General features: G+C 46.8%; 23 protein-coding genes. 10 read left to right on the top strand and 13 right to left on the bottom strand.

Annotation, left to right across the window (positions count from 1 at the left end; all coding sequences use genetic code 11):
- The first annotated feature begins 20 nt into the window (after positions 1 to 20).
- Both FRZ06_17280 and alr read left to right on the top strand, forming a co-directional pair.
- Positions 21 to 848 (top strand): DMT family transporter, encoded by an 828-nt coding sequence (locus FRZ06_17280; GenBank protein ID QOX65995.1) that lies wholly within the window; start codon positions 21 to 23, stop codon positions 846 to 848.
- A gap of 170 nt (positions 849 to 1018) precedes the next feature.
- Positions 1019 to 2161 (top strand): alanine racemase, encoded by a 1143-nt coding sequence (gene alr, locus FRZ06_17275; GenBank protein QOX64972.1) that lies wholly within the window; start codon positions 1019 to 1021, stop codon positions 2159 to 2161.
- A 109-nt stretch (positions 2162 to 2270) separates the two neighbouring features.
- Here alr and FRZ06_17270 read toward each other — a convergent pair whose 3' ends face one another.
- Positions 2271 to 2849: a hypothetical protein gene (locus tag FRZ06_17270; GenBank protein ID QOX64971.1), complete on the bottom strand. Its 579-nt coding sequence runs from the start codon at positions 2847 to 2849 to the stop codon at positions 2271 to 2273.
- A 100-nt stretch (positions 2850 to 2949) separates the two neighbouring features.
- Positions 2950 to 3363: a hypothetical protein gene (locus tag FRZ06_17265; protein ID QOX64970.1), complete on the bottom strand. Its 414-nt coding sequence runs from the start codon at positions 3361 to 3363 to the stop codon at positions 2950 to 2952.
- A gap of 170 nt (positions 3364 to 3533) precedes the next feature.
- On the opposite strand from FRZ06_17265, the gene FRZ06_17260 reads away from it, so the two are divergent.
- The 3 genes from FRZ06_17260 to trxA all read left to right on the top strand — a co-directional run bounded on the left by FRZ06_17260 (position 3534) and on the right by trxA (position 6130).
- Complete coding sequence (locus tag FRZ06_17260; protein QOX64969.1) at positions 3534 to 4214, top strand: response regulator transcription factor; 681 nt, start codon at positions 3534 to 3536, stop codon at positions 4212 to 4214.
- A gap of 1 nt (position 4215) precedes the next feature.
- Complete coding sequence (locus FRZ06_17255) at positions 4216 to 5628, top strand: HAMP domain-containing histidine kinase (GenBank protein QOX64968.1); 1413 nt, start codon at positions 4216 to 4218, stop codon at positions 5626 to 5628.
- A 190-nt stretch (positions 5629 to 5818) separates the two neighbouring features.
- Positions 5819 to 6130, top strand: coding sequence for a thioredoxin (trxA, locus tag FRZ06_17250; protein ID QOX64967.1), 312 nt, complete (start codon positions 5819 to 5821; stop codon positions 6128 to 6130).
- 133 nt (positions 6131 to 6263) lie between these two features.
- On the opposite strand, the gene FRZ06_17245 is transcribed toward trxA, so the two are convergent.
- From FRZ06_17245 to FRZ06_17225, 5 genes are all read right to left on the bottom strand, one after another.
- Positions 6264 to 6428, bottom strand: coding sequence for a YtxH domain-containing protein (locus FRZ06_17245; GenBank protein ID QOX64966.1), 165 nt, complete (start codon positions 6426 to 6428; stop codon positions 6264 to 6266).
- 10 nt (positions 6429 to 6438) lie between these two features.
- The gene (locus tag FRZ06_17240) at positions 6439 to 6612 is read right to left on the bottom strand and encodes a 4Fe-4S ferredoxin (protein QOX65994.1); all 174 of its coding nucleotides are present in this window, start codon (positions 6610 to 6612) and stop codon (positions 6439 to 6441) included.
- Between the two features lie 266 nt (positions 6613 to 6878).
- Complete coding sequence (locus tag FRZ06_17235; protein QOX65993.1) at positions 6879 to 8606, bottom strand: S8 family peptidase; 1728 nt, start codon at positions 8604 to 8606, stop codon at positions 6879 to 6881.
- A gap of 98 nt (positions 8607 to 8704) precedes the next feature.
- On the bottom strand, positions 8705 to 10423 hold the full coding sequence (locus FRZ06_17230; GenBank protein QOX64965.1) for a S8 family peptidase: 1719 nt from the start codon (positions 10421 to 10423) through the stop codon (positions 8705 to 8707).
- The gene (locus FRZ06_17225; GenBank protein ID QOX64964.1) at positions 10420 to 12183 is read right to left on the bottom strand and encodes a S8 family peptidase; all 1764 of its coding nucleotides are present in this window, start codon (positions 12181 to 12183) and stop codon (positions 10420 to 10422) included. The genes FRZ06_17230 and FRZ06_17225 overlap by 4 nt, the downstream gene beginning before the upstream one ends.
- 205 nt (positions 12184 to 12388) lie before the next feature.
- Between FRZ06_17225 and FRZ06_17220 the strand changes: the two genes are divergently transcribed.
- Positions 12389 to 13645 (top strand): peptidoglycan-binding protein, encoded by a 1257-nt coding sequence (locus tag FRZ06_17220; protein ID QOX64963.1) that lies wholly within the window; start codon positions 12389 to 12391, stop codon positions 13643 to 13645.
- Between the two features lie 39 nt (positions 13646 to 13684).
- On the opposite strand, the gene FRZ06_17215 is transcribed toward FRZ06_17220, so the two are convergent.
- Genes FRZ06_17215 through FRZ06_17200 form a run of 4 tightly spaced genes read right to left on the bottom strand, consistent with a single transcriptional unit; the run spans position 13685 to position 16830 of the window.
- Complete coding sequence (locus FRZ06_17215) at positions 13685 to 14512, bottom strand: metal ABC transporter permease (protein QOX64962.1); 828 nt, start codon at positions 14510 to 14512, stop codon at positions 13685 to 13687.
- The gene (locus FRZ06_17210) at positions 14505 to 15221 is read right to left on the bottom strand and encodes a metal ABC transporter ATP-binding protein (protein QOX64961.1); all 717 of its coding nucleotides are present in this window, start codon (positions 15219 to 15221) and stop codon (positions 14505 to 14507) included. Before FRZ06_17210 ends, FRZ06_17215 begins: the two co-directional genes overlap by 8 nt.
- Positions 15218 to 16261: a zinc ABC transporter substrate-binding protein gene (locus FRZ06_17205; protein ID QOX64960.1), complete on the bottom strand. Its 1044-nt coding sequence runs from the start codon at positions 16259 to 16261 to the stop codon at positions 15218 to 15220. Before FRZ06_17205 ends, FRZ06_17210 begins: the two co-directional genes overlap by 4 nt.
- The gene (locus FRZ06_17200) at positions 16258 to 16830 is read right to left on the bottom strand and encodes a transcriptional repressor (GenBank protein ID QOX64959.1); all 573 of its coding nucleotides are present in this window, start codon (positions 16828 to 16830) and stop codon (positions 16258 to 16260) included. Before FRZ06_17200 ends, FRZ06_17205 begins: the two co-directional genes overlap by 4 nt.
- Before the next feature lie 379 nt (positions 16831 to 17209).
- Here FRZ06_17200 and FRZ06_17195 point away from each other — a divergent pair, with 379 nt between their 5' ends.
- The 4 genes from FRZ06_17195 (at position 17210) to FRZ06_17180 (ending at position 20166) form a co-directional block, all read left to right on the top strand.
- On the top strand, positions 17210 to 17419 hold the full coding sequence (locus FRZ06_17195) for a ferrous iron transport protein A (GenBank protein QOX64958.1): 210 nt from the start codon (positions 17210 to 17212) through the stop codon (positions 17417 to 17419).
- Positions 17420 to 17469: 50 nt separating this feature from the next.
- Positions 17470 to 17691, top strand: coding sequence for a ferrous iron transport protein A (locus tag FRZ06_17190; protein QOX64957.1), 222 nt, complete (start codon positions 17470 to 17472; stop codon positions 17689 to 17691).
- Between the two features lie 23 nt (positions 17692 to 17714).
- Positions 17715 to 19865, top strand: a complete 2151-nt coding sequence (gene feoB, locus FRZ06_17185) for a ferrous iron transport protein B (protein QOX64956.1) — start codon at positions 17715 to 17717, stop codon at positions 19863 to 19865.
- Between the two features lie 103 nt (positions 19866 to 19968).
- Positions 19969 to 20166, top strand: coding sequence for a FeoB-associated Cys-rich membrane protein (locus tag FRZ06_17180; GenBank protein QOX64955.1), 198 nt, complete (start codon positions 19969 to 19971; stop codon positions 20164 to 20166).
- A 313-nt stretch (positions 20167 to 20479) separates the two neighbouring features.
- Here the strand turns inward: FRZ06_17180 and ybaK are convergent, their stop codons facing one another.
- Both ybaK and FRZ06_17170 read right to left on the bottom strand, forming a co-directional pair.
- Positions 20480 to 20956, bottom strand: coding sequence for a Cys-tRNA(Pro) deacylase (ybaK, locus tag FRZ06_17175; protein QOX64954.1), 477 nt, complete (start codon positions 20954 to 20956; stop codon positions 20480 to 20482).
- 21 nt (positions 20957 to 20977) lie between these two features.
- The gene (locus FRZ06_17170) at positions 20978 to 22063 is read right to left on the bottom strand and encodes an efflux RND transporter periplasmic adaptor subunit (GenBank protein QOX64953.1); all 1086 of its coding nucleotides are present in this window, start codon (positions 22061 to 22063) and stop codon (positions 20978 to 20980) included.
- Positions 22064 to 22075: the final 12 nt, after the last annotated feature.

Genomic DNA, 22075 nt, shown 5'->3' with positions numbered 1-22075 from the left:
AGCAGCTTGGAATTTTTTTAATGCTGCTATCTGCCTTACTCTTTTCTGCGATGCAGGTGGTCATCAACATTACCGGAAATCGGGTTCCGCTGATGGAACAAGTATTCTTCCGTAATATCGTCAGTCTGATCCTTTGTTTTGTAATCATACGTAGACACGGTCTTTCATTATTTGGAGAAAGAAAATATCAGCCGCTTCTTTTCATGCGTTCCTCCTTCGGTCTTCTTGGTCTTGTTTCCCTATTCTACGCAGCATCGAATGCCACACAGGCAGATGTCACCATCCTAAGCAAGCTGTCTCCGTTTCTCATTACGTTATTTGCCTTTTTCTTTCTGAAGGAGCAAATTAATAAAATACAGGTACCGGCGCTGCTCATCGCTTTTGGAGGCGCTTATCTGGTTGCAAATCCCGCGTTTCATTCGGATCTTTTTCCGCTCTTTATGGCCATTCTTTGCGCTGTATTTGCCAGCGTTTCCTATACCCTGCTGGCTTACTTCAAGGATAAGGTCGATGCACTTACTGTTATTATGCACTTCTCCACCTTTTGCGCCCTAGTGTCCCTTCCCTTTTTTATCATAAATTATAAGCCTCCCAGCCTAACGGATTTTCTGCTTTTGGTTTTGATGGGCATCTTCGGAGGCTTTGGACAGATTGCCCTGACCTACGCCTACCGCCTGGCTCCCGCAGCGGAAGTCAGCATCTACAATTATTCGGGAATTTTATTTTCCATGCTGCTTGGTTATCTTGTGCTGGGCGAAACTGTCTCAACAAACTCGTTGGCAGGAGGAGCACTGGTGATCCTTGCATCTTTGCTGACTTATCGCTACTCCAGACAGCCGTCTGTGTGAGTTCCGCAAATTTTTTTGCGGTTACCCATGGTTGCGTTGGCTCATATTGACTGGCAATAAGACCGAGGTATATAATGGGCTTGCATTTATTTTTTTGTGTTTAGGGAAACGCTGATTCATTCGTGCATACACTTTGTGAAATCAGAGCTTCCTCAGAAAGGGATTATCTTATGTATCAGGAAGCCTTGCGGCCCGCTTGGGCGGAGATTAATCTGAGCAATCTAGAGTATAATATAAAGCAAATTCAGAGTAAGGCAGGAAACAAGGAAATCATCGGCGTTGTAAAAGCTGACGGTTACGGTCATGGAGCTGCGGCTGTTTCCAAGGTTCTGCTGGAAAACGGCGTCGGTACCCTTGCGATCGCCACCCTTCAAGAAGCAATTTCTCTGCGGGAAAGCGGATTTACCTGCCCGATCATCATGCTGGGGATTACCCCTGAGCAGTATGCCGACACGCTTCTGCAGTACGATATTACGCCGGTGGTCTGTTCCGTAGAGAATGCAGCGGCCATTTCTGCTGCCGCCGCATCGGCAAAAAAGACTATTGAAATCTATGCCGCGGTTGACACCGGAATGGGAAGAATTGGCGTTCTTCCCAATGATGAGGGCGCAGAAGAAATCCTTAAGATAAGCCTGCTATCAAATCTTAGGATCAAAGGGCTCTTTTCTCATTTTGCGACAGCAGACGAAAGGGACAAGGCCTATGCTCAGTCCCAGCTTTCCCTTTACGAGAACTTTTATCAGAAGCTCTCCGAAGCAGGAATTTCAATTCCTGCAAGAACCATTGCCAACAGTGCGGCGATCATGGAGATACCTGACGCACACTATGACGCAGTACGGCCCGGTATCATTCTTTATGGATGCTATCCCTCTTCAGAGGTGGATCGAACGCTCTTTTCCATTAAGCCCGTCATGTCTGTAAAGGCCAATATTGTCCACCTTAAAAAAGTTCCTGCTGGTTTTTCCGTAAGCTATGGCAGGAAGTTCACAACTTCAAGAGAAAGCATCATTGCAACCCTTACCCTGGGCTATGCTGACGGCTACCCAAGATTTCTTTCGGGGAAAGGCCGGGTCATCGTCAATGGCGTCTTCGCTCCGCTGGCAGGGAATATCTGCATGGATCAGTGTATGATCGATGTAACCGATGTTCCGGGCGTAAAGTTGGGCGACGAGGTAGTTCTGATGGGCAGTCAGGGGGAGCTGACAATCCTTGCAGATGAACTCGGAGAAAAGACCGGTACCATCAATTATGAAGTCGTATGTGCTTTCGGTCAGAGATTGCCGAAAGTTTATGTTAGGGAAGCACTTGTTTAATGGATCATCATCATTTCCTGGGATAAGTAGAAAAACATATCGCTGCGGATATCAAAAGGGCTGCACACTAGCATTTTATAGCTAGCGCGCAGCCCCTTCGTTTATTCTGTTACTCCTGCACCAGAGCAATCATTTCCTTGAGCAGAGAATTGATCCGAATCAGTGCATCGTTTCTGTCTTCCTGTATGCTGCCAATCTCCGCAAAGGCTGCTTCCATAGCCTCATAGTCCAGTGCCTTAAGTGCTTCCTTCTTCTCTGCGGCGATCTCTTTTATGTCACCCTTTGTACTTTTTAGCTCTGCGGTCACAGACTGAAGTTCTTCGCTATATGCTGCCAGCTTTGCTGCTGTTTCTTCATCCAGTATGATCCCTGCTTCCTTCTGCGCTTTGATACCCGCGGTAAGCTCTTTTCTGAGCGCTGTATTCTCCTGGCGAAGACTCCTATTGAGATCGCGTTTTTCTTTTACTCCATCTCGTTCTTCCTTGACAGCTGCTCGAAAATCAGATGCTGCTCCTTTCTTCTCCTGCAGTTCAGCCTTTTTCTCCTTTACTTTTTCCTGAACTGCAACAGCCTTACTCCCTTCCTTTACGGATGCCGTTCCATCCGATTCATTTGCAAAGGCATTTACGCTCATTGATAATACAAAGATCAACGTACTCACGACGACAATTACTTTCTTTATTTTCATTTTAATCCTTCCTTTCATCTGGTTCATTATTTATTTCCTGGCTCGGGCGCCGAGTCACTGGGAGCTTCGCGAAGATTTCAGCAGGACAGTACATCCCTATTCAATTAGGAATTTCAAGATCCGAGTCCTCTATCTCGTCAAGGGAGTTCAGTACCGCTTCAAGCTCATCCAGGGTTTTCAGTGTTTCATCCAAAACAGCTCTGCTTTCTGCAGAAGCAGATTGATTGCTGCCGGAGCTCGGTCTCACAGAATCGGGTTCCTTAGGGTCTGATTGCTCGAAAACTGGTTCCTTGGAATCCACTGGACCGGGGTAAGAGCTGTCGGCACTGGCCTCATGAGAATCATCAGGATTCTGGGCGGAGTTCTCCGAGGATGGCTGATCATCCTCCTGCACTGCCGTTTGATCAGTAGAATTATGCCCGGCAGAAGGACTGCTGCGATTCTGTCCTGCGCAGTTCACAGAAAGCACCATGATTAATATGATCAGCAATATAATACAGCCTTTTCGCTTCACCTTATTTCCTATCCTTCCTTTCTCAATGGGCTGCAGAATAGGTTTCCCACTCTGCATACTCAGTTTATCGGATCTTGATTGGAAAATCAAAGGTCAATCTGTGGCAAATCAGTGGCAGGGATTCAATATGCGAAATTTTTGTGTATAATAAGGACAGGAGGTGGGCTTTTGTGCAGAAAATTTATATTGCGGATGATGAAAAAAATATCAGAGATCTTATTGAGGGATTTCTTACCAACGAAGGGTTTGATGTAAAAGCCTTTGAAACTGGCGATGCACTATTAGAAGAATTCCTTCGCTTTCCTTCTGATATGGTGATCCTGGATATCATGATGGAAGGAACCGATGGGCTTTCGGTCTGTTCAAAAATCCGCTCCAGGCATAATGTTCCCATCATTATTGTCTCTGCCAGAGACAGTGAGCTGGACAGGATCACCGGATTTACGCTGGGGGGAGATGATTATCTGGTAAAACCCTTTTCTCCCATCGAGCTTGTAGCCAGGGTAAAGGCAATTTTTCGCCGCGTAAGCTTGGATCAGACAGCCGTCTCCAAAAGGATTTTTGCATACGGTGATATTACAATGAACCTTGCGTCCAGGGAATGCCTGATGAATGGAAGGGCACTGGACCTTACACCAACAGAGTTTGCGCTTCTCTCCTATATGTTTGAACACAGCGATCGGGCTATTTCACGAAGCGAGCTCCTAAAAAACGTATGGAAGTTCGACTTTGAAGCAGATACGAGGGCCACTGACGATGTTTTGAAACGACTGAGAAAAAAGCTGACAGGAAGCACTGTCAGCATTGAATCGGTATGGGGTTTTGGATTTAAACTGAAGCTGGGTGAGTAACATGAAGACAATCAAAACTAAGATATCTTCTCCCTTCCTAAAAATCATCTTTGCAATTCCCATCATGATTCTCATTTTGTTTAACATTTCCATGCATGTATATGTTGACCGAACCTCCCGCGAAGAGCTGAAGAGTGCTGCTTCCGGCATCGAAATCCTGATCCGTCAGCAGCTCATGGATCATGCTCTGAATCAAACAGCAGATAACATGTCCTCAGCAGGCTTAACCGAGCTTAGAAATAACTTGAAGCTATCAAAAGCTTCTTTGCTGAATCGCGTAAAGTCCATGAATATTGAGTTTCTTCTCATCGCAAAGGATGGTACCATCTTATTTCCACGATCCTATCAAGACAGCTTTCTATCTCAAAGAATCGTGGCAAGGGCAACTGCAAGCCTTGACCATGCTGAGGAAAATACGATTATCAAATACCGGGTTGGCCGGGAAGAATATTATGCAACGTATCAAATGTTAACCGAAGAACCCTCTTCCACACGGCTGGCCTTCATCTCATCCGGGAGTCAGGCTGCTGCTTTTGCACGCCTGGTTAATATGATCCTGTTAGTGATTACAGCGCTTTCAGCTGCTCTGGCAACCTCCATCGCATTGAGGGTCTCAAAGGAGCTCTCTCTTCCGATCACGCAATTGACGGATTATGCAAAGCGAATCGGAGGCGGTGAATTTTTAGAGCTGCCGGAGGATCTGAGCAGCGTTGAAATTTATGAGCTGACCAAGAGCATGAATGAAATGAGCCAGCAGCTGAAGCAGTATGACAACGCTCAAAAATCATTTCTGCAGAATGCTTCTCACGAGTTGAGAACACCGCTCATGAGTATACAAGGGTATGCCGAGGGAATTTCTGCTGGAGTATTTCCGGATGCAAAAAAAACTGCGGAGATTATAAGAGAAGAAAGTCGCCGATTGAATCATCTGGTTGAGCAGCTGCTCACTCTTTCTCGGATAGAAAATAAAAATGATCAAGGGGGTCTGGTCTACGCCAACTTGTGTGACAATATGAAAGAATATCTGCAGCGAATCGACGGGTATGTGTTGAAGGAAGGGAAGCTGATCCAACAGCAATTTCCCGAAGAAGACTATACAGCGATGATAGACGATACACTGCTTGCACAGGCTGTAATCAATATCTTATCCAACTGTGTCAAGCATGCCCGCGGAACCGTAACCGCTGCGCTTTTCAAAGAAGGCTGCTATGCTGTAATACAAATTTCCGACGATGGAGAAGGCATATCCGCAGAAGATCTCCCTCATATCTTCGAACGATTTTATAAAGGAAAGGGAGGTAATTTCGGTCTCGGTCTGTCAATTGCCAAATCTGCGGTGGAATTCATGGGTGGAAGTATCACCGCCTATAATAAGAACGGAGCGGTTTTCGAAATCCGCCTTCCCTTAAGTTAGAAAACCTCTGATTCTGTGACTTCGTCACGGAATTCTTTTTTTCAGAGGAGATTGTTCTGTGATTAAGTTACGGAATTGTATTTCTCAGCGTATATAATAGAGACAGAAAGTATTTATAAACGCCAAAACTATAAAAGCAAATGCCGCCAGAGTGCGTACCTGCATTGCTAAAAATAAAGGAGATAGAAAAATGAGCGCATTGACAATCACGATGGAAAATTTTGAAAATGAAGTTCTAAAATCTGAAAAGCCGGTCCTGTTGGATTTCTGGGCATCCTGGTGCGGACCCTGCAAAATGGTTTCACCGGTTATTGATGAAATCGCTGGTGAGGTCACCCATGCCAAGGTTGGTAAAGTCAACGTGGATGAGCAACCGGAGCTGGCAGCGAAGTTCAGAGTGATGAGCATACCCACACTGGCTGTGATGAAAGGCGGAGAGCTGGTCAAGACATCAGTGGGAGCAAAACAAAAGGATGCTATCCTCTCCATGCTAAAGGAATAAGTTCAAACATATGAGGGCCAAAATGTGATCTGCTGATCCGTTTTGGCCCACTCCCAAAGCAGCTTATAATAAAATAACAGAGCCGGACGGAACCTGCAAATTCTGTCCGGCTCTGTTATTTTCCGTTTCTCTCCTAACTGGACGCCCCGATCAGAAGCCCCATTACCGCCCCGTAAATTGTGGAGTTGTATGGACTTGCTGTGATGGGACAGCTTCCCGTAGAGCAGCCCACCAGCTTATAATAAGCGAATCCCAGCAAAGCTCCAATCACAATTCCTGCAATTGATTTAATCAGCATGACCTACCTCCTATTCCATAACCAATGCCTTCATGGGGCAGAACCGAACACATTTTCCGCACTTGATGCATTTTTCCTCATCCACGGAGGGGGCATCATATCCCCTTTGGACCAAGGCACCCACGGGACAGACTCTAACCGATGGGCAGGGATGGTTCTGCGGACATTTACTTTTTTTCACCATCAGCGACAGATTCTTTTTGTCCTGCAAAACCGTTTCATTTGCTTCTCTCTTAAACGAACCGAATATACTCATTTTACATAACCTCTTTTCTTTCATACTCGAGTTTTGATACTGTTTTCATATCACTTAGCAAGTTTTGAAAATCGTATTCAGTGTGTCTATTGTATAAAAAGAAACGGTTATGTTCTGTGACCATATCACAAAAGCCGGATCAGTTGCATGATGTGTTCCACCATACCACTGATCCGGCTTTGTTCCTATAAACGCTACAGTTCCCTCATCAAGCTGAAGGTCTGCATCAGGTTCAAGCTGCCATAACCCCATTGCTGATTTGGATAGGTAATAGTCTCACTTCTGGAGCAGCCTCTAATGAGATACGCTCTGATGTGATAGGTACTCATGGAAACCTCGTTTCCTCGAACGATTCCCCACTGCAAGAGCAGGGCACTTGCTCCTGCTGCAAGTGCACAGGAAACGCTGGTTCCGGTCATTCGGCCTGGCCCGCTGGGAAAGACTCCTCCCACCTCCACACCGGGCGCCACAAAGTCAGGTTTTAAAGTCATGGCTCTTGTGGGTCCCCAGGAGGTGTTCAAATACAGGCTCTCTGTTCTGGGGTTATAGGCACCACAGCAGATAACCCCGATGGCCGTTGACGGAACGACCACAGTCATATAAGGGGACGGGGAAAGAAAGCCTACAGTCGGAGAAACAAATCCGGTCAAAGGCAGCCAGGCATTATAGGTTCCGTCAAGGACAATGTCTCCATGTACCACAATAGTCCAGATTCCCGGGGTGGCATTGAAGATGCTGATGACAGTGAGTTGACTTCCGCTCCCTTCTAAAGGGAAGTAATACTCAATCATCACCCTTGCCCGTTCCATGACCAATCTCGCGGAGAACTGCGTCCCGGCCTTTGCCGGTACCCTTCCCACCACCTCGCCTGTCGGAGACCGGACCGAAACTGACATTCGGTCCGAAGCATTGTTCCATAGAGAAATCATGAAATCTCCTGCATTTTCGCCCACTCTGATATCGATATTCTGTTCCTCATTCTGACTTGTCAGCACTCCCTGGGTATGGTGCCGTGCCTGACTCTCATTGCCTGCTGCAGTACAGACACAGACTCCTCTAAGGCTGGAAACATCGCTGATATATTCCTCAAAGATGCTGAATCCATCATGGCTGCCAAGATTCGTTCCCAGTGCAATGCAGATTGAAACAGGTCTTCCCAGCTGCTGCGCCTTGGCCATAATATATTCGATTCCGATCATGATATCGCTGTATTCATAGGCGTTTTCCTGCTCAGGAGGAACGAGAAACCGTTCCAAATAGAATGGTCTTGCCTTTCTTAGCTTTACCACAATCAGTTCCGCCTCCGGTGCTGCGCCCACAAATCCGTCCTGGGTCTGGCGGCCGGCAGCAATGGATGCCAGAAAGGTTCCGTGTCCAACTGTATCCCTCGAAGGAACGATGGAGTAAGGATCTTCGGACCGCAATGCCGCATTGAGCTGTATGTTGTTATATTCCGTGCCCATCAGAAACCCCTCCGGCGGAGTGCCGGGGATGGTCTGATCGTAGAGATATTGCACTTTGCTGAATCCGAATTCATTGATAAAGGTTTCCTTGGTATAATCGATCCCCGTATCTACGAATCCGACTAAAACGCCTCTTCCTCTTAGATTCAGAAAAGGCTGTTGCTGAACTTGATAGATTCCTGCCGCTTCAAGACTTTCTCTGTCCAGAAGTCCGCAGATAAGTGACGTGGAATTTGCGTAGCTTGATCCAAGGAAATCCATCAGCATATCGTTGTTCCTTCGGTCTGTGTAAGCAATGATGTATCTTCCCATAAGCGTTTGAGTCTGCACGATATTTGGATTTGTCTCAAGGAAGTCTGTGATATATTCGGTTCTTCTTACCAGGAAATCCATGGTGTCCGGATGATACATAAATTCATTATTTGGTACGGTTGTATTTTCCAACGTATTCACATTCATGAAGGCCACACCTCATCTCCTTAATCACCCCTTTAATTGGGCTCCGTTCCCAGGCTCCCGGCAAATGGCAATGCCGGACTGGATCTCAATTTCCCGGGCTATACCTGCCGCATCAGATAGAAGGTCTGCAACAGATTAAGTCTGCCATATCCCCATTGGGGATTAGGGTATGTTATATTTTCATTTCTCACGCAGCCACGGATTAAATACGCTCTGGCTTGAAACGAACTCATTGCAACATCATTCCCGTCCACTATCCCCCATTGCAGCAGGAGGGCACATGCACCCGCAGCGGTTGCATTTGCTACGCTGGTTCCGCTCATGGTCCCGGGTCCTGTAGGATAGATCCCACCTACATTTACACCAGGTGCGACCAGATCCATAGTGAGCAGGGGAAGCCGGGAAGGCCCCCAGGAGGAATGGATGAACAGGCTATCGGAAGCGCTGTTGTAGGCGCCGCAAGTGATGATACCGAAGGAAGTGGCGGGAACAACTACGGTGGTATAAGGCGACGGTGTTAAGAACTCGACTGTAGGCGATACAAAACCTGTGATGGGAAGCCATGCATGATAATTCCCGTTTAGAACAATATCTCCTCTTACAATGATGGTCCAGATACCGGGCGTGGCATTAAAAATTCTCACCGTTGACAGCTGACTCCCGCTGCCTTCCACAGGAAAATAGTATGCAATGGATACCCCCGCCTGCTCTAATACCAGCCGGGAATCCAATACAGCGCCGGACCTTGCAGGCAGAAATCCCACAAGCTCTCCTGTTGGAGAGCGCACCGCAACAGAGATGCGGTCCGAGGCGGAGCTCCATATGGAAACGTAGATATTTCCCGCATTGTCGCCCACTCGGATATCAATGTTCTGCTGCTCTCCTGTGGCAGTCAGAGTATTCTCCATATGGTGCCCTTCCTGATTTTCATTTCCTGCTGCGGAGCACACGCAGACACCCCTTAAACCCGCCACCTCGCTGATATATTGCTCAAACAAACTAAACCCGTCGTGGCCGCCTAAATTTGTACCAACGCCAATGCAAATTACCACTGGCCTGTTGAGTTCTCTTGCCTTTGTCAGAATATACTCGATTCCAACCATTACAGCACTGGACTCATATGCATTTTCCTGTTCTGGCGGTACGAGATAATATTCCCGAAAGTAAGGCCTTGCCGGCCTCAGCTTTACCACAATCAGCTCTGCATCCGGCGCAGCACCAAGAAATCCCTGACCGTCTGCCCTGCCTGCAGCCAGAGAAGCCAGGAACGTTCCGTGACCCACCGTATCCTGCTGAGGAACAATATCATAGGGATTCTCCGCACGCAGCGCATCATTAATCTGCTGGTTGTTGTATTCGGTCCCGAGATAGAACCCCTCTGGCGTGTTTCCGCTCCCTGTCTGGTCAAATATATACTGAATTTTACTGGTTCCATCCTCATAGATAAAAGTGTTCTGTGTATAATCAATTCCCGTATCAACGAACCCCACGAGAACCCCTCTGCCTTTCAAATCAAGATAAGGATTCTGCTGTACTTGAATGATGCCGGACTCCTCCAAGGTCCGAATATCCAGAAGACCCACTACGTAAGGAAATGAATTGATAAAACTCGCTCCCATGGTTTGGATGATCAGACTGATATTCTGACGATTGGTATAGCCTACAATGTATCTTCCTAAGAGTGTCTGCGTAAAAAAAACGTTGGGATTTCCCACAAGTCCTCCCATGAGTACTTCACTTTGCAAGGTGATAAAATCGATGGTATCCGGATGCTCGAGAAAGGCGGTAATCTGCGGATCCACTGTCCAAGTGGTCATATGGTAATCCCTCCTCTCTGATATTCTACAAGAAAGTCCATAGAACCATTGAGGCAAAGTGCCCCATAACCCCAAATCGGGTTTGGATATACCAAAGTGGGCACGCGCCTGGCTCCTTTTTGTAAAAAAGCCTTTACCCGCTGCCCATATAAAAATGGGTCGTTACCGCTGACAATGCCCCATTGCATCATGAGTGCGGCGGAGCCTGTAACAAAGGGCGCCGCAAAACTGGTTCCTGTAACAACATCGTAGCCGCCCCCTGTCCGCGACGTTCTGATGCCCACCGCAGGGGCTACAAGATCAGGTTTTACATAGACGTTGTTTCTGGTATATCCTCTTCCCGAAAAATCTGCACTAGTATTGATGGCTGCATTGTACCCTCCCACCGAAATGACATTTAGTGCGGTGGAAGGAAGCGTCAGGGTAGTTTCCAGGCTGGGATTTAAAAAGGAAATATCCTCAGAAACATCTTCGATGGTAGGCAGCCAGATATCGAATCTGCCATCCACAACCTGATTCCCGGTAATGGTCAGCCGCCAAAGCCCCTGGGGGATCACGCCGTCTACAGCCTGAAATCGAAAATAGATTTCATGTGCCGGATTATAGTGAGTAGGCTGACGAATGAATACGGTCACCGTAACATTATCCAGCGTAAAGCTGGTTAAGCTCTGAGTGGGAAGAATCACCGGGGAGATTCTTCCGCTGGGAGACACCAGAGTAAAGGTAAAGGTATCGACAAAATTCTTCCATAGCGTCATATAGAGGGTATTGGTATCACCACCTATGGCAATCTCCACGTTTAAGGTCTCTCTTTGTGCAATTCGTGATGAAAAATGATGTCCGGCTGCTCCCTCATTTCCTGTGGCAACAGAAATCACCGTCTTCCATTGATCCGCCATAGTATTGATAAATGTTTCAAATAGCGAAGTACCATCGTGAGACCCGTTATTCGTTCCGTAGCTTAAATTAATGGATACAGGCATGTTCAGCGCCGTTGCTTTTTCGATGATATACTTGATGGCACGCATAACCTCGGTGCTTCTGGTAAAGTTTTCGTTTGCGCTGTGCCCGAGCTTTACGATGATTAAAGCTGCATCCGGTGCTGTCCCCCGCAGAGTACCCCCGCTGGCTCTGCCATTCCCGGCAGCCACTCCTGCCACCGCAGTGCCATGTCCCGCGACGTCAAGGCTTGGCACAATGGTAAAGGGTGATCCGCTGGCAAGTGCTTCATTGATTCTCTCATTGGGAAACTCCGTACCGTATGAAAACCCGGCAGGTGGATTCCCCGCGACAGTTTGGTCCCATAGAAACAGAATTCTGCTGGTACCATCTGGATTGATGAAATCAGGATGGGTAAAGTCGATCCCCGAGTCAATAATTCCGACGATGACTCCGCTTCCTGTCAGCCCAAAGCTTGTAGGGCTCTGCACCTGAGTAATGCATGATATTCGAAGGCTTTCCTCTAGAAAAAACGTGAGATTCTTAGGAAGTTCAACATACTCCACCTCAGGAAAGCCATAGAATGCAGGCAGCTGCGCCACATCCATGGAAGCAATGGCATAATTAGAGGTCAATATTTCGATATCGATCCCCAGCTGCCGGCCTACTTCGAGAATATCACCATGAAACTTTACAATTACTTCAATTAAACCGGTTTGCGCAATTCCCAGACCTGTTTCATCAAAAATAATAGGGACCCCATTTGCCATATTGCCCACCTCACAATTTTGCTGTCGATCAAATGATTCCCAGCGCCTCATAATGTAATTATATGAAGCGAGCCTGTTAAAATAACTACCAAGTCTGAAGGACTCTGCAAAAATGAACGAAAAGCCGTTGTTTTCCGGCTTTTGCTTGCATATAATGACGCAGAAAAAAATATAAATAAGAGTAGCGAATGAACCGGATCTGCCGCAGAAGCAAAGCGCAGACCCGTGCTAAATAGAACGGAAAAGGAGTGTTTTCATGAGAAACCGATATTATTATAGAAACCAGGTGGATCAAGGAAGGATTCAAGTTAACGTATCCGTCCTTGATGTTGGCCGGCCTGCGGACGCAGCAGTCGTTCGGATCACGCCGCGAAACGGAGAAAACATCGTCGAAGAGATGATGACCGATACTTCAGGTCAAACACCGATCACGGAACTGCCTGCCCCTCCTCTTGAATTCTCGCAAGTTCCGGGCTCGCCCATGCCTTATTCAGAATATGATGTTTATGTTACTATGGAAGGATATAAACCGGTACGAGTGGAGGGAACCCAAATTTTGCCTGACGCTCTGGCCATCCAGAATGTCAATCTGGAACCAGTTGAAGCACCTCCCGCAGGACCAGAGAATATACCGATCCAGCCCCACACCCTTTACGGCATCTTTCCGCCCAAAATACCGGAAAGCGAAGTCAAGCCGCTGCCCGATTCATCGGGCTTTGTGGTGCTGCCTCAGCCGGTGGTTCCGGAGTTTGTTGTGGTTCATCTGGGCGTCCCAACCGATTCCTCTGCCCGGAATGTCTGGGTGACCTTCCAAGACTACATAAAGAATGTAGCCAGCTGCGAAATCTACTCCACATGGCCGGAAGAAACCATCAAAGCCAACGTTCTCGCCATCCTCTCCTTTACCATGAATCGAATCTATACCGAATGGTACCGGGGCAGAGGCTTTGATTTTACCATCACAAACTCAACCGCCTTCGATCAGGCATTTAATTACGGCAGAAATATTTTTGACAATATTTCTATGATCGTAGATGATCTCTTTACCACCTACATTACCCGGCCTGGTATCCGTCAGCCGCTTCTAACGCAATATTGTGATGGAACAAGGGTTCAATGCCCGGGATGGCTCACCCAATGGGGGTCCAAATATCTAGGAGATCAGGGCTATGACTCAATCTCAATTCTAAGAAATTTTTATGGTCAGGATGTGTTTCTCATGGCTGCGGAACGGGTCTCCGGGGTACCGGTCTCCTATCCCGGTGCGATTTTACAGTTGGGTTCCACCGGCCCTGCTGTGAGAACCATACAGGAGCAGCTGAATGCAATCTCGAACAATTACCCAGCGATTAATAAGATGCGTGTTGACGGAGAATTCGGAGAGCAGACAAGAACCGCTGTAGAAACCTTCCAGGGAATTTTTAATTTACCCAGATCGGGCATTGTAGATTTTGCAACCTGGTATAAAATATCCGCCATCTACGTGGCTGTCACGAGAATGGCGGAACTATAGCACATGCAAAAGTACTCTGCCTCAAATTGTTAAGTAAGATTACGCCTCCTCACCTCTGGGAATCATGCCTAGCAGACAGCAGATGAGAAAAACAGCAAGATTCACAGCCACGATGCTGGCGCCTGCAGGAGTGTCGAAGCCATAGGAGATTACCATTCCGCATACGAAGCAGATAACAGAAACCACAGCAGCTGTGAACACCACCCCCCGAAAGCTGCGGAAGATTCTCATGGCAGACAATGCCGGGAAGATAATCAGGCTGGAGATCAACAGTGATCCCATAATCCGCATGCCCACCACGATGGTCACCGCTGTTAATAGGGCGATGAGCATGTTGTAAAGCCCTGCATTCGTACCCGTTGCCCTCGCGAAGTTTTCATCAAAGGTTACCGCGAAGATCTTATGATAAAAGAAGATAAACAGCAGGAGTACAACGGCTGACAAAGCCATGCTCAGAACTACATCCTCCCGGCTCATAGCCAGGATGCTGCCAAACAGGAAATTATAGACGTCCGTATTCATTCCCGTGGTCAGTGAGGTAATCAGCACACCAATCGCAATGGAACTGCTGGAGATGATGGCAATTGCCGCATCTCCTCTTATTTTGCTGTTTTCACTGATTCGAAGCAGCAAAAACGCAGAAACCACAACAACGGGTATCGAGACCTTCAGCGGTGCTAGGTTCAGCGCCATTGCAATGGAGAGAGACCCAAACCCTACGTGGGAAAGACCGTCTCCGATCATGGAATACCGTTTGAGCACCAAGCTGACTCCCAGAAGGGCTGAACAAAGCGCTACAATAATCCCCACAAGAAAGGCACGCTGAAGAAAGGAATAGGAAAATAGCTCAATAAATAAATCAAACATGCTGAGCCCCTCCCTCCTGCTGCAAGAACCGGGTGCCAATTTCGCTCCTACGATATTCTTCTGTTGTTCCGAAGAAATCATCGGTGGCTCCAAGATGCAAAATCTTCCCGCCATATTCTGCAGCGGCTTTTACATCATGGGTGATCATCAATACGGTAATTCCCTGCTCATTCAATCGATTGATAATTTTATAGAATTCGGCGGTAACGATGGGGTCCAAGCCGGAAAAGGGTTCATCCAGCAGAATGATCTTCTCTGCGGCACAAAGCGCCCGTGCAAGCAAAACTCTTTGCTGCTGCCCTCCCGAAAGCATTTTATAGGAGCGGTTTTTCAAATGGTCGATCCCAAGCTCTTTCATTTTTTCCGCGGCTCTTCGCTTCTCGTTCCCTGCAAAAAACGGCCGCAAACCCATCCGGTTCAGACAACCGGACAGTACAACCTCCTGTACCGATGCAGGGAAATCCTTTTGCACCAGGGTTTGCTGCGGCAGGTATCCGATTTGGCTGGATTTTACTCCATCTCCATAGCAGATTTCTCCCTTTTTCAGCGGCAGCAGCCCGAGCAGTCCCTTCATCAGGGTCGTTTTTCCAGAGCCGTTTTCCCCTACGATACAGAGATAATCACCTTGCTTCACATCAAAGCTGAGTCCGCTGATCACAGGCCGCTTTTCATAGCTTATCATTACGTCTCTAACGCTGATTTGTGTCATTGACTCAGACCCTCCTTGAGGTTTTCCGCATTTTGCTTCATCAGAGAAAGGTAAGTTGCGCCGCGCTCCCATTCATCCTTTGTAACGTTATGGCAGGAATGGAGCATCAGCAGCTTTGCACCGGTCTCAGTGCTTAGTGCCTTGGCCGTTTTAGGCTCTTCCAGCTCCGCATAAAAAATAACGGGGATTTTCTTTTCCTTGATTTCATCGATCAAGAGCTTAACAGTTCTTGCGCTGGGTTCTGTTTCTGCAGAGCAGGAATCAAACGCTGATTCATAGTCTAAGCCATACCGTTTCACAAAATAATAAAATGCAAATCTGCTTCCAAAAATAACCTCGTTCCGTTTTGCGTTGTTAATGATCGTTTTGAATTCCTGATCAAGCCCATCCAGCTCTTTTACGTATTCAGCGGCGTTTGCTCTATAAACGTCTGCGTTTTCAGGATCCGCACTGCACAGCCCTTCCAGAATATTTAATACCATGATCTTAGCAAGCTGTGGATCTGTCCAAATATGGGGATCATAAATGTGGGAATGTTCACTTTCAGGATGTTCCCCATCCGAATGATCCCCATCTGCATGTTCATGCTCATGCTCCTTCTCGATATCTGCAGTCCTGACAAGAGGAACTCCCCTGGAAACATCTACAACCAAGCATTTTGAGTTATCACTCTCAAGGCCCTGGGTAAGTTTATGTGACCATGCCTCCATGCTTTCTCCCGTATAAAGAAACACGTCGGCCTTATGAATTTTTATCATGTCAGAAGGGGTCGGCTCGTAAGAATGGCTTTCTGATCCCGGGGGCAATAGCAGTATTACATCGGCTTTGTCTCCTGCAATTTGTTTTGCAAAGTCATATTGAGGAAATAACGTAGCAATCACTTGCGGCTTATGGCTTTCCGTCTCATTTGACACCGGTGCACCACGGCCTTCTCCGGAAGGAGCTTGTTCCGCTTGGGAGCAACCCGTAAGCAGAAGTGCAGCCGCCAAAGCAGCCGTAACCACCACTTCCAGTATTTTTCCGATTCCCGTTTTCTTCATTCATTCTCTCCTTCTTCTTTTCCCGCATACGATTCACCTGCTCGTTTATCCGCGCACGATTCACACGATTGTTTCTCATCATAGCATCCGCACGCTTTCTTCTCCGCACAGGCTCCGCACTGTCCATACAGAACGGTCTTGATGTGATCCACGTGAAAATCGTGGTGATCCTTTATATGGGAATCCATTCCCCAAAGGTACTTGCAGTCCAGATGGATCAGCCTGCCGCAATCCAGGCACTTCAAGTGATAGTGATGGGAGCAGGTCTCAGCAGAACCCACATATTGATATTGGTAACTGGGGCTTTTCCCATCATCCACAAAATATTTTCGGATGATTCCTTCCGATACCAGCCGATCCAGATGTCTATAAATGGTGGCCTTCCCAACTCTCATACTTTTTTGATTCAAGCCTTCCATAATCTCATCTGCGGTGATATGCCGCTCTTTATTCTGCATCAGCCATTCCATGACCTGATCCTTTTGCCTTGTTTTATAAGAAATGGTGTTGTTCATACCGTCCTCCTGCCGTAAACAATGGCACAAATTGAAACTGAGTTTCAGTTTCATATTATATTCCCCATTCCGAGATTGTCAAGCAGCCTTATTTTTATATGGCCTTATTTTTTATTTTTATCCACTTACCACAAGTTCTACACAGAATCAACACAATCAGACTCTAAAATCATAAGTACAGGGAATACCTCATGTGAGCACTTTCCTTCTTTTAATAGATACACACTTTGTAAAAGTCCTCCGGTTTATTGATCGGAGGACTTTTATGCTGAGGTGCCTGTCCTGCTTAAAAATTTTGCCTCGCCATAGAAATTTTTTCAAATTTTCATTGACAAAAGCGAGTTAGTGATAGTAAACTGTAATTGGGTTAGCATGTGCTAACCAAATATTTTGACCACAAGTTAGCATCGACTTACTAAAGGAGGTTGGAGAAATGCCACTATCAATGATGAGATCCGGTGAGAAGAATACCATTAAGAAGATCAACGGGAAGGATGATACGAAGCGATTTTTGGAAAGCCTCGGGTTTGTCGTAGGCAGTACCGTTACCGTTGTATCTGAAATCGGAGGAAACATGATCCTCAATATTAAGGATACCAGGGTAGCACTGGATAAATCCATGGCGACACGGATCATCGTATAGCGTAACGAGGATTCGGGTCTTACAGATAAATTGAAAACGGAGGAATGAGCATGAAAACTTTAAAGAGCACGCCCATCGGCGAAACGGTCACCGTTTTGAAGCTCGACGGAGAGGGTGCGGTGAAAAGAAGAATCATGGATATGGGCATCACAAAAGGCGCTCGCATCTTTATTAAAAAGGTAGCCCCTTTGGGAGACCCTATTGAAATTACCGTAAGAGGTTACGAGCTAACGCTGCGTAAGGATGATGCGGAAAAAATCATAGTAGAGTAGTTTTAGAGAAAGGAAGTTAAATCATGGCAATTAAAATTGCACTTGCCGGAAATCCCAACAGTGGGAAAACAACGATGTTTAATGAGCTTACCGGCAGTTCCCAGTACGTAGGAAACTGGCCGGGCGTTACTGTGGAAAAGAAAGAAGGAAAGCTGCGCGGACACAAGGATGTCATTATACAAGACCTGCCGGGAATTTATTCCCTTTCTCCTTACACTTTGGAAGAGGTCGTGACCAGAAATTATCTGGTTAATGAAAAGCCAGACGCAATTATTAATATTGTAGACGCTTCTAATATCGAGCGTAATCTTTATTTAACGACTCAGCTGACAGAAATCGGCATTCCTGTGATCATTGCACTCAATATGATTGACGTAGTTCAAAAAAACGGCGATGTCATCGATATGAAAAAGCTAAAAGATTCTCTAGGCTGCGAAGTTGTGGAGACATCGGCTTTAAAGGGAATCGGACTGAAAGAGGTAACCCAAAGAGCGGTAAACCTGGCGCAGGCAAAAGCTAACTTTGAACCAAAGCATACCTTTTCTGTACCGGTTGAAAAGGCCTTGTCCCAAATCGAAGAATTAATTGCAGGCAGTGACAGTAACATCAGCAGCCGGTGGCTGGCCATCAAGCTCTTTGAGCATGATGAAAAAGTATTGAGCAGTATTTCCCTTTCAAAAGAGGTTCTCGATAAAATCAACGGCATCACAGCAATCTGTGAAAGCGATCTGGACGATGACGGCGAAAGCATTATTACCAACGAGCGATATACATATATCAACAGTGTCATCAAAACCAGTCTTCGCAAAGGCAGCAAATCGGACATGACGCCATCGGATCGTATTGACAGAATCGTCACCAATAAGTGGCTGGCACTTCCTATTTTCGCAGTGGTCATGTTCCTGGTTTACTACATTTCCATTTCAACGGTAGGAGCTATGGGCACCGATTGGGTCAACGACGTTCTGTTTGGGGATATTGTTCCAAACGGACTGGGAAGCTTCTTAGCATCCGTCGGCACATCGGAATGGCTGTACTCTCTGCTGATGGATGGTATTGTCGGCGGCGTCGGCGCAGTACTGGGCTTTCTGCCTCAGATGCTGGTGCTCTTTCTCTGTCTCGCAATCCTGGAGGACAGCGGATATATGGCGAGGATTGCCTTTATTATGGACCGGATCTTCAGACGCTTCGGCTTATCCGGAAAATCCTTTATTCCGATTCTGATCGGAACAGGCTGCGGGATTCCCGGCATTATGGCAACCAGAACCATTGAAAGTGAAAATGATCGCCGGATGACCATTATCACCACAACCTTTATTCCTTGCAGTGCAAAGCTTCCCATTATCGCTTTGATTGCCGGCGCGCTGTTCCCCGAATCAGTATGGGTCGGTCCATCCGCTTATTTCGTGGGAATTGCAGCGATCATCATATCGGGTGTAATCCTGAAAAAAACGAAGTTATTCTCGGGAGACCCTGCACCCTTTGTAATGGAACTTCCTTCCTACCATGTGCCCGGAGTGAAAAGTGTTTTCATCCACATGCTGGATCGAGGCAAGTCCTTTGTAAAAAAAGCGGGAACCATCATTCTGCTGGCGACAATCGTAATTTGGTTCCTCAGTACCTTTGGATGGAACCTCCAAATGGTTGACATTGAAGATTCCATCCTGGCTTCCATCGGAAGAGTCATCGCTCCGATATTTACACCGCTTGGCTGGGGTGACTGGAAAGCAGCAGTCGCTACGGTTACCGGTTTGATCGCAAAAGAAAATGTTGTTGGTACTTTCGGTATCCTGTTCGGCTTTGCTGAAGTTGCCGAAGACGGCGCAGAAGTTTGGATGAATTTGCAGAGCTCCTTTACACAGCTATCCGCTTATACCTTCCTGATGTTCAATCTGCTTTGCGCTCCTTGCTTCGCTGCAATCGGTGCCGGGAAGACCGAGTTCCGTTCCAACAAATGGACGCTCATCGCAGTGGGATATCAGTGCGGCTTTGCTTACATCGCCTCCATGATTGTATATCAACTCGGTATGCTTTTCAGCGGCAACGGATTTGGAGTCGGTACTGCTGTGGCAATCCTACTTCTGATCGCATTGCTCTATCTGCTGTTTAGAAAGCCGGGCAGCCCAGCAAAAACCCGCAAGTCCATTGAATCAGGACGTAAAGTAACTGCATAAGCAGAAGATCGTACGATAAAATATAACTTAGAAATCTCATGTTTGGTTTCAAAGGAAATCCAGACCGAGAGACGCACACCAATTGGTGGAAAGGAGAATCACCATGGCAGATTTCATCATTGGCTCTCTTGTTTTGCTGGCAGTTGTGCTGGCAATCCTAAAGATCAGAAGGGACCGTAAAAACGGCAGCTGCTGCAGCGGATGCTCCGGCTGCTCCGGTCACACCCCCTCTGCAAGCTGCAATGCATTCAGCTCATTTGAGGAAGAAGCCAGAAAAAGCCTTAAGAGCGATAACAAGTAATCATCTCACAGCCATATAACGTAGATGAACAGCAAATCAAGAGGAAGCATATCGTAATAAGTAAACTCCTATCATACAACAAAAACAAGTAAAAAGAAGGGCTGAGCACAAGCGGTTTTCAATCGCCGAAGCTCTCCCCTTCTTTTTTTGATTTTTCAAAATCCATTTACTGCATGCTCTTTGGCTTATTTTTCAGATAAAAATCCGCCCCAATCTTAGCATTAACGAGTCTAATATTTTTAGACAAGTTATATTTCATACGATCACCTCCCTGAATTTCTTCGGTAACGGTTCTCGTTTTAGTATTCCCTCTTTATATCATTAAATCCGCTAGCTTTGCATCCACAGCATCAAGCAGACTCTGCACCGGCAGCTCCATCTGAAGTCCAACTTTACCTGCGCTGACAACGATGCGTTCCAGTTTCAAGGCGCTTTCATCAATGGACGTTCGAAACTGCTTTTTCATTCCTACTGGCGAGCAGCCCCCTTTGATGTACCCCGTTACCTTAGTGATATCTTTTGCGGGGATCATATCCATCTTTTTTTCTCCAAAATGCTTTGCCGCTTTTTTTAGATCAAGCTCATGGGCAACAGGTATGACGCAGACATAATATTCCCTGCTCACTCCCTGAACGACAAGCGTCTTATAAACCTTATCCGGTTCAAAGCCTGTGGCGATAGCCACCGATACACCGTCCAAAAACCCGTCAGGCGCATCATACTCATATAATTTATAGTCCACTTTCTTTAAATCTAAAAGTCTTACCGCATTTGTTTTTCCGCCAGCCATTTCCTTCTCCTTTTTTCATCATCAATCTTTTGTCTTGATCCTGATCCCTCCAGAAATGTCATCCCCAGGAGATAGGATGACCTGATCTCCCTCTGCCAAGCCAGACAAAACCTCATAGTAGTCTTCACCCTCAAGTCCGGTTTCGACTTGCTTTAGGACCGCTTTCCCATTCTCAAGAAGATAGACGTAATTTTCCTTTTCCTTCACAAAGACAGCAAGCTCCGGCACTCTCAGTGCATTTTCCTTTTGTTCCACCGTTATCTCTACATCCAAGCTGCTGCCCAGCCGTGCTCTTTTATCAGAGCCAAATGCAATTTCCACCGTAACCCGTTTCTGACTGACTCCCAGATCCGAGAGCTTATCTTCGGCCTTGATGTGAATTTTTCGTACGCTGGCCAGCTCGTCGCTGAAACCGGAGTCTGTATTGTATATTTTAACAGAATCCCCTTCCTGAATCAAATCTGCATCCTCTGCTATGACATCGGTCTTTACATAGATATCATCCAGATTTGAAATCTCAAACAATGGCGCTCCCACTGCCACGGACGCTCCTTCTTTCACGTAAACCGCCGTGACTACACCTGCCACAGGTGCGGTCACCCCCTCCGAACCAGTGGACTGGGCATAGCTTTCAATGGAATAACGCAGAGCAGAAATTTGGGCTGCCAGCTGTTTTGCTTCTGTATTTGATGTATTGTATGCCTCGTAGCTCAAAGCGCCTTGTTCGTAAAGTAAGCGGTTCTTATCGGCAAGCTCTTTTGCCTGGCTGTATTGTGCCTGCAAGCCAGACAGCTCTGCCTGCTGGCTTTTGATATCCAGAGCAGCGCTGGTTCCGTCGCTGAGCATGAGCACAGCTCCTTTTTCTATCCGATCGCCCTCGTCTACCATCAGACCTTTGATTTCACCCGCGTTTTTCGCCATGATGGTTACCGCGCTTTTGGATTCCACAGTTCCATTCTCTTTTAAAATTTTCTTTACCTCTCCTTTGTCCACGGCAGCAGTCTCTGCCTCTTTTCCGCCGCCCAACCATGCTGCAGCGGAAATTGTACCTACCGCCAGCACGGCGACGAGAAGGAAAACTGTTTTCTTCTTTGTGAAATGCATCATATTTACATTCCT

This window comes from Clostridiales bacterium (genome assembly GCA_015243575.1).
GTDB lineage: Bacteria > Bacillota > Clostridia > Peptostreptococcales > Anaerovoracaceae > Anoxybacterium > Anoxybacterium hadale.
The sequence above is the reverse complement of the archived record's forward strand: the minus strand, read 5'-3'. Positions and strand labels throughout refer to the sequence as shown.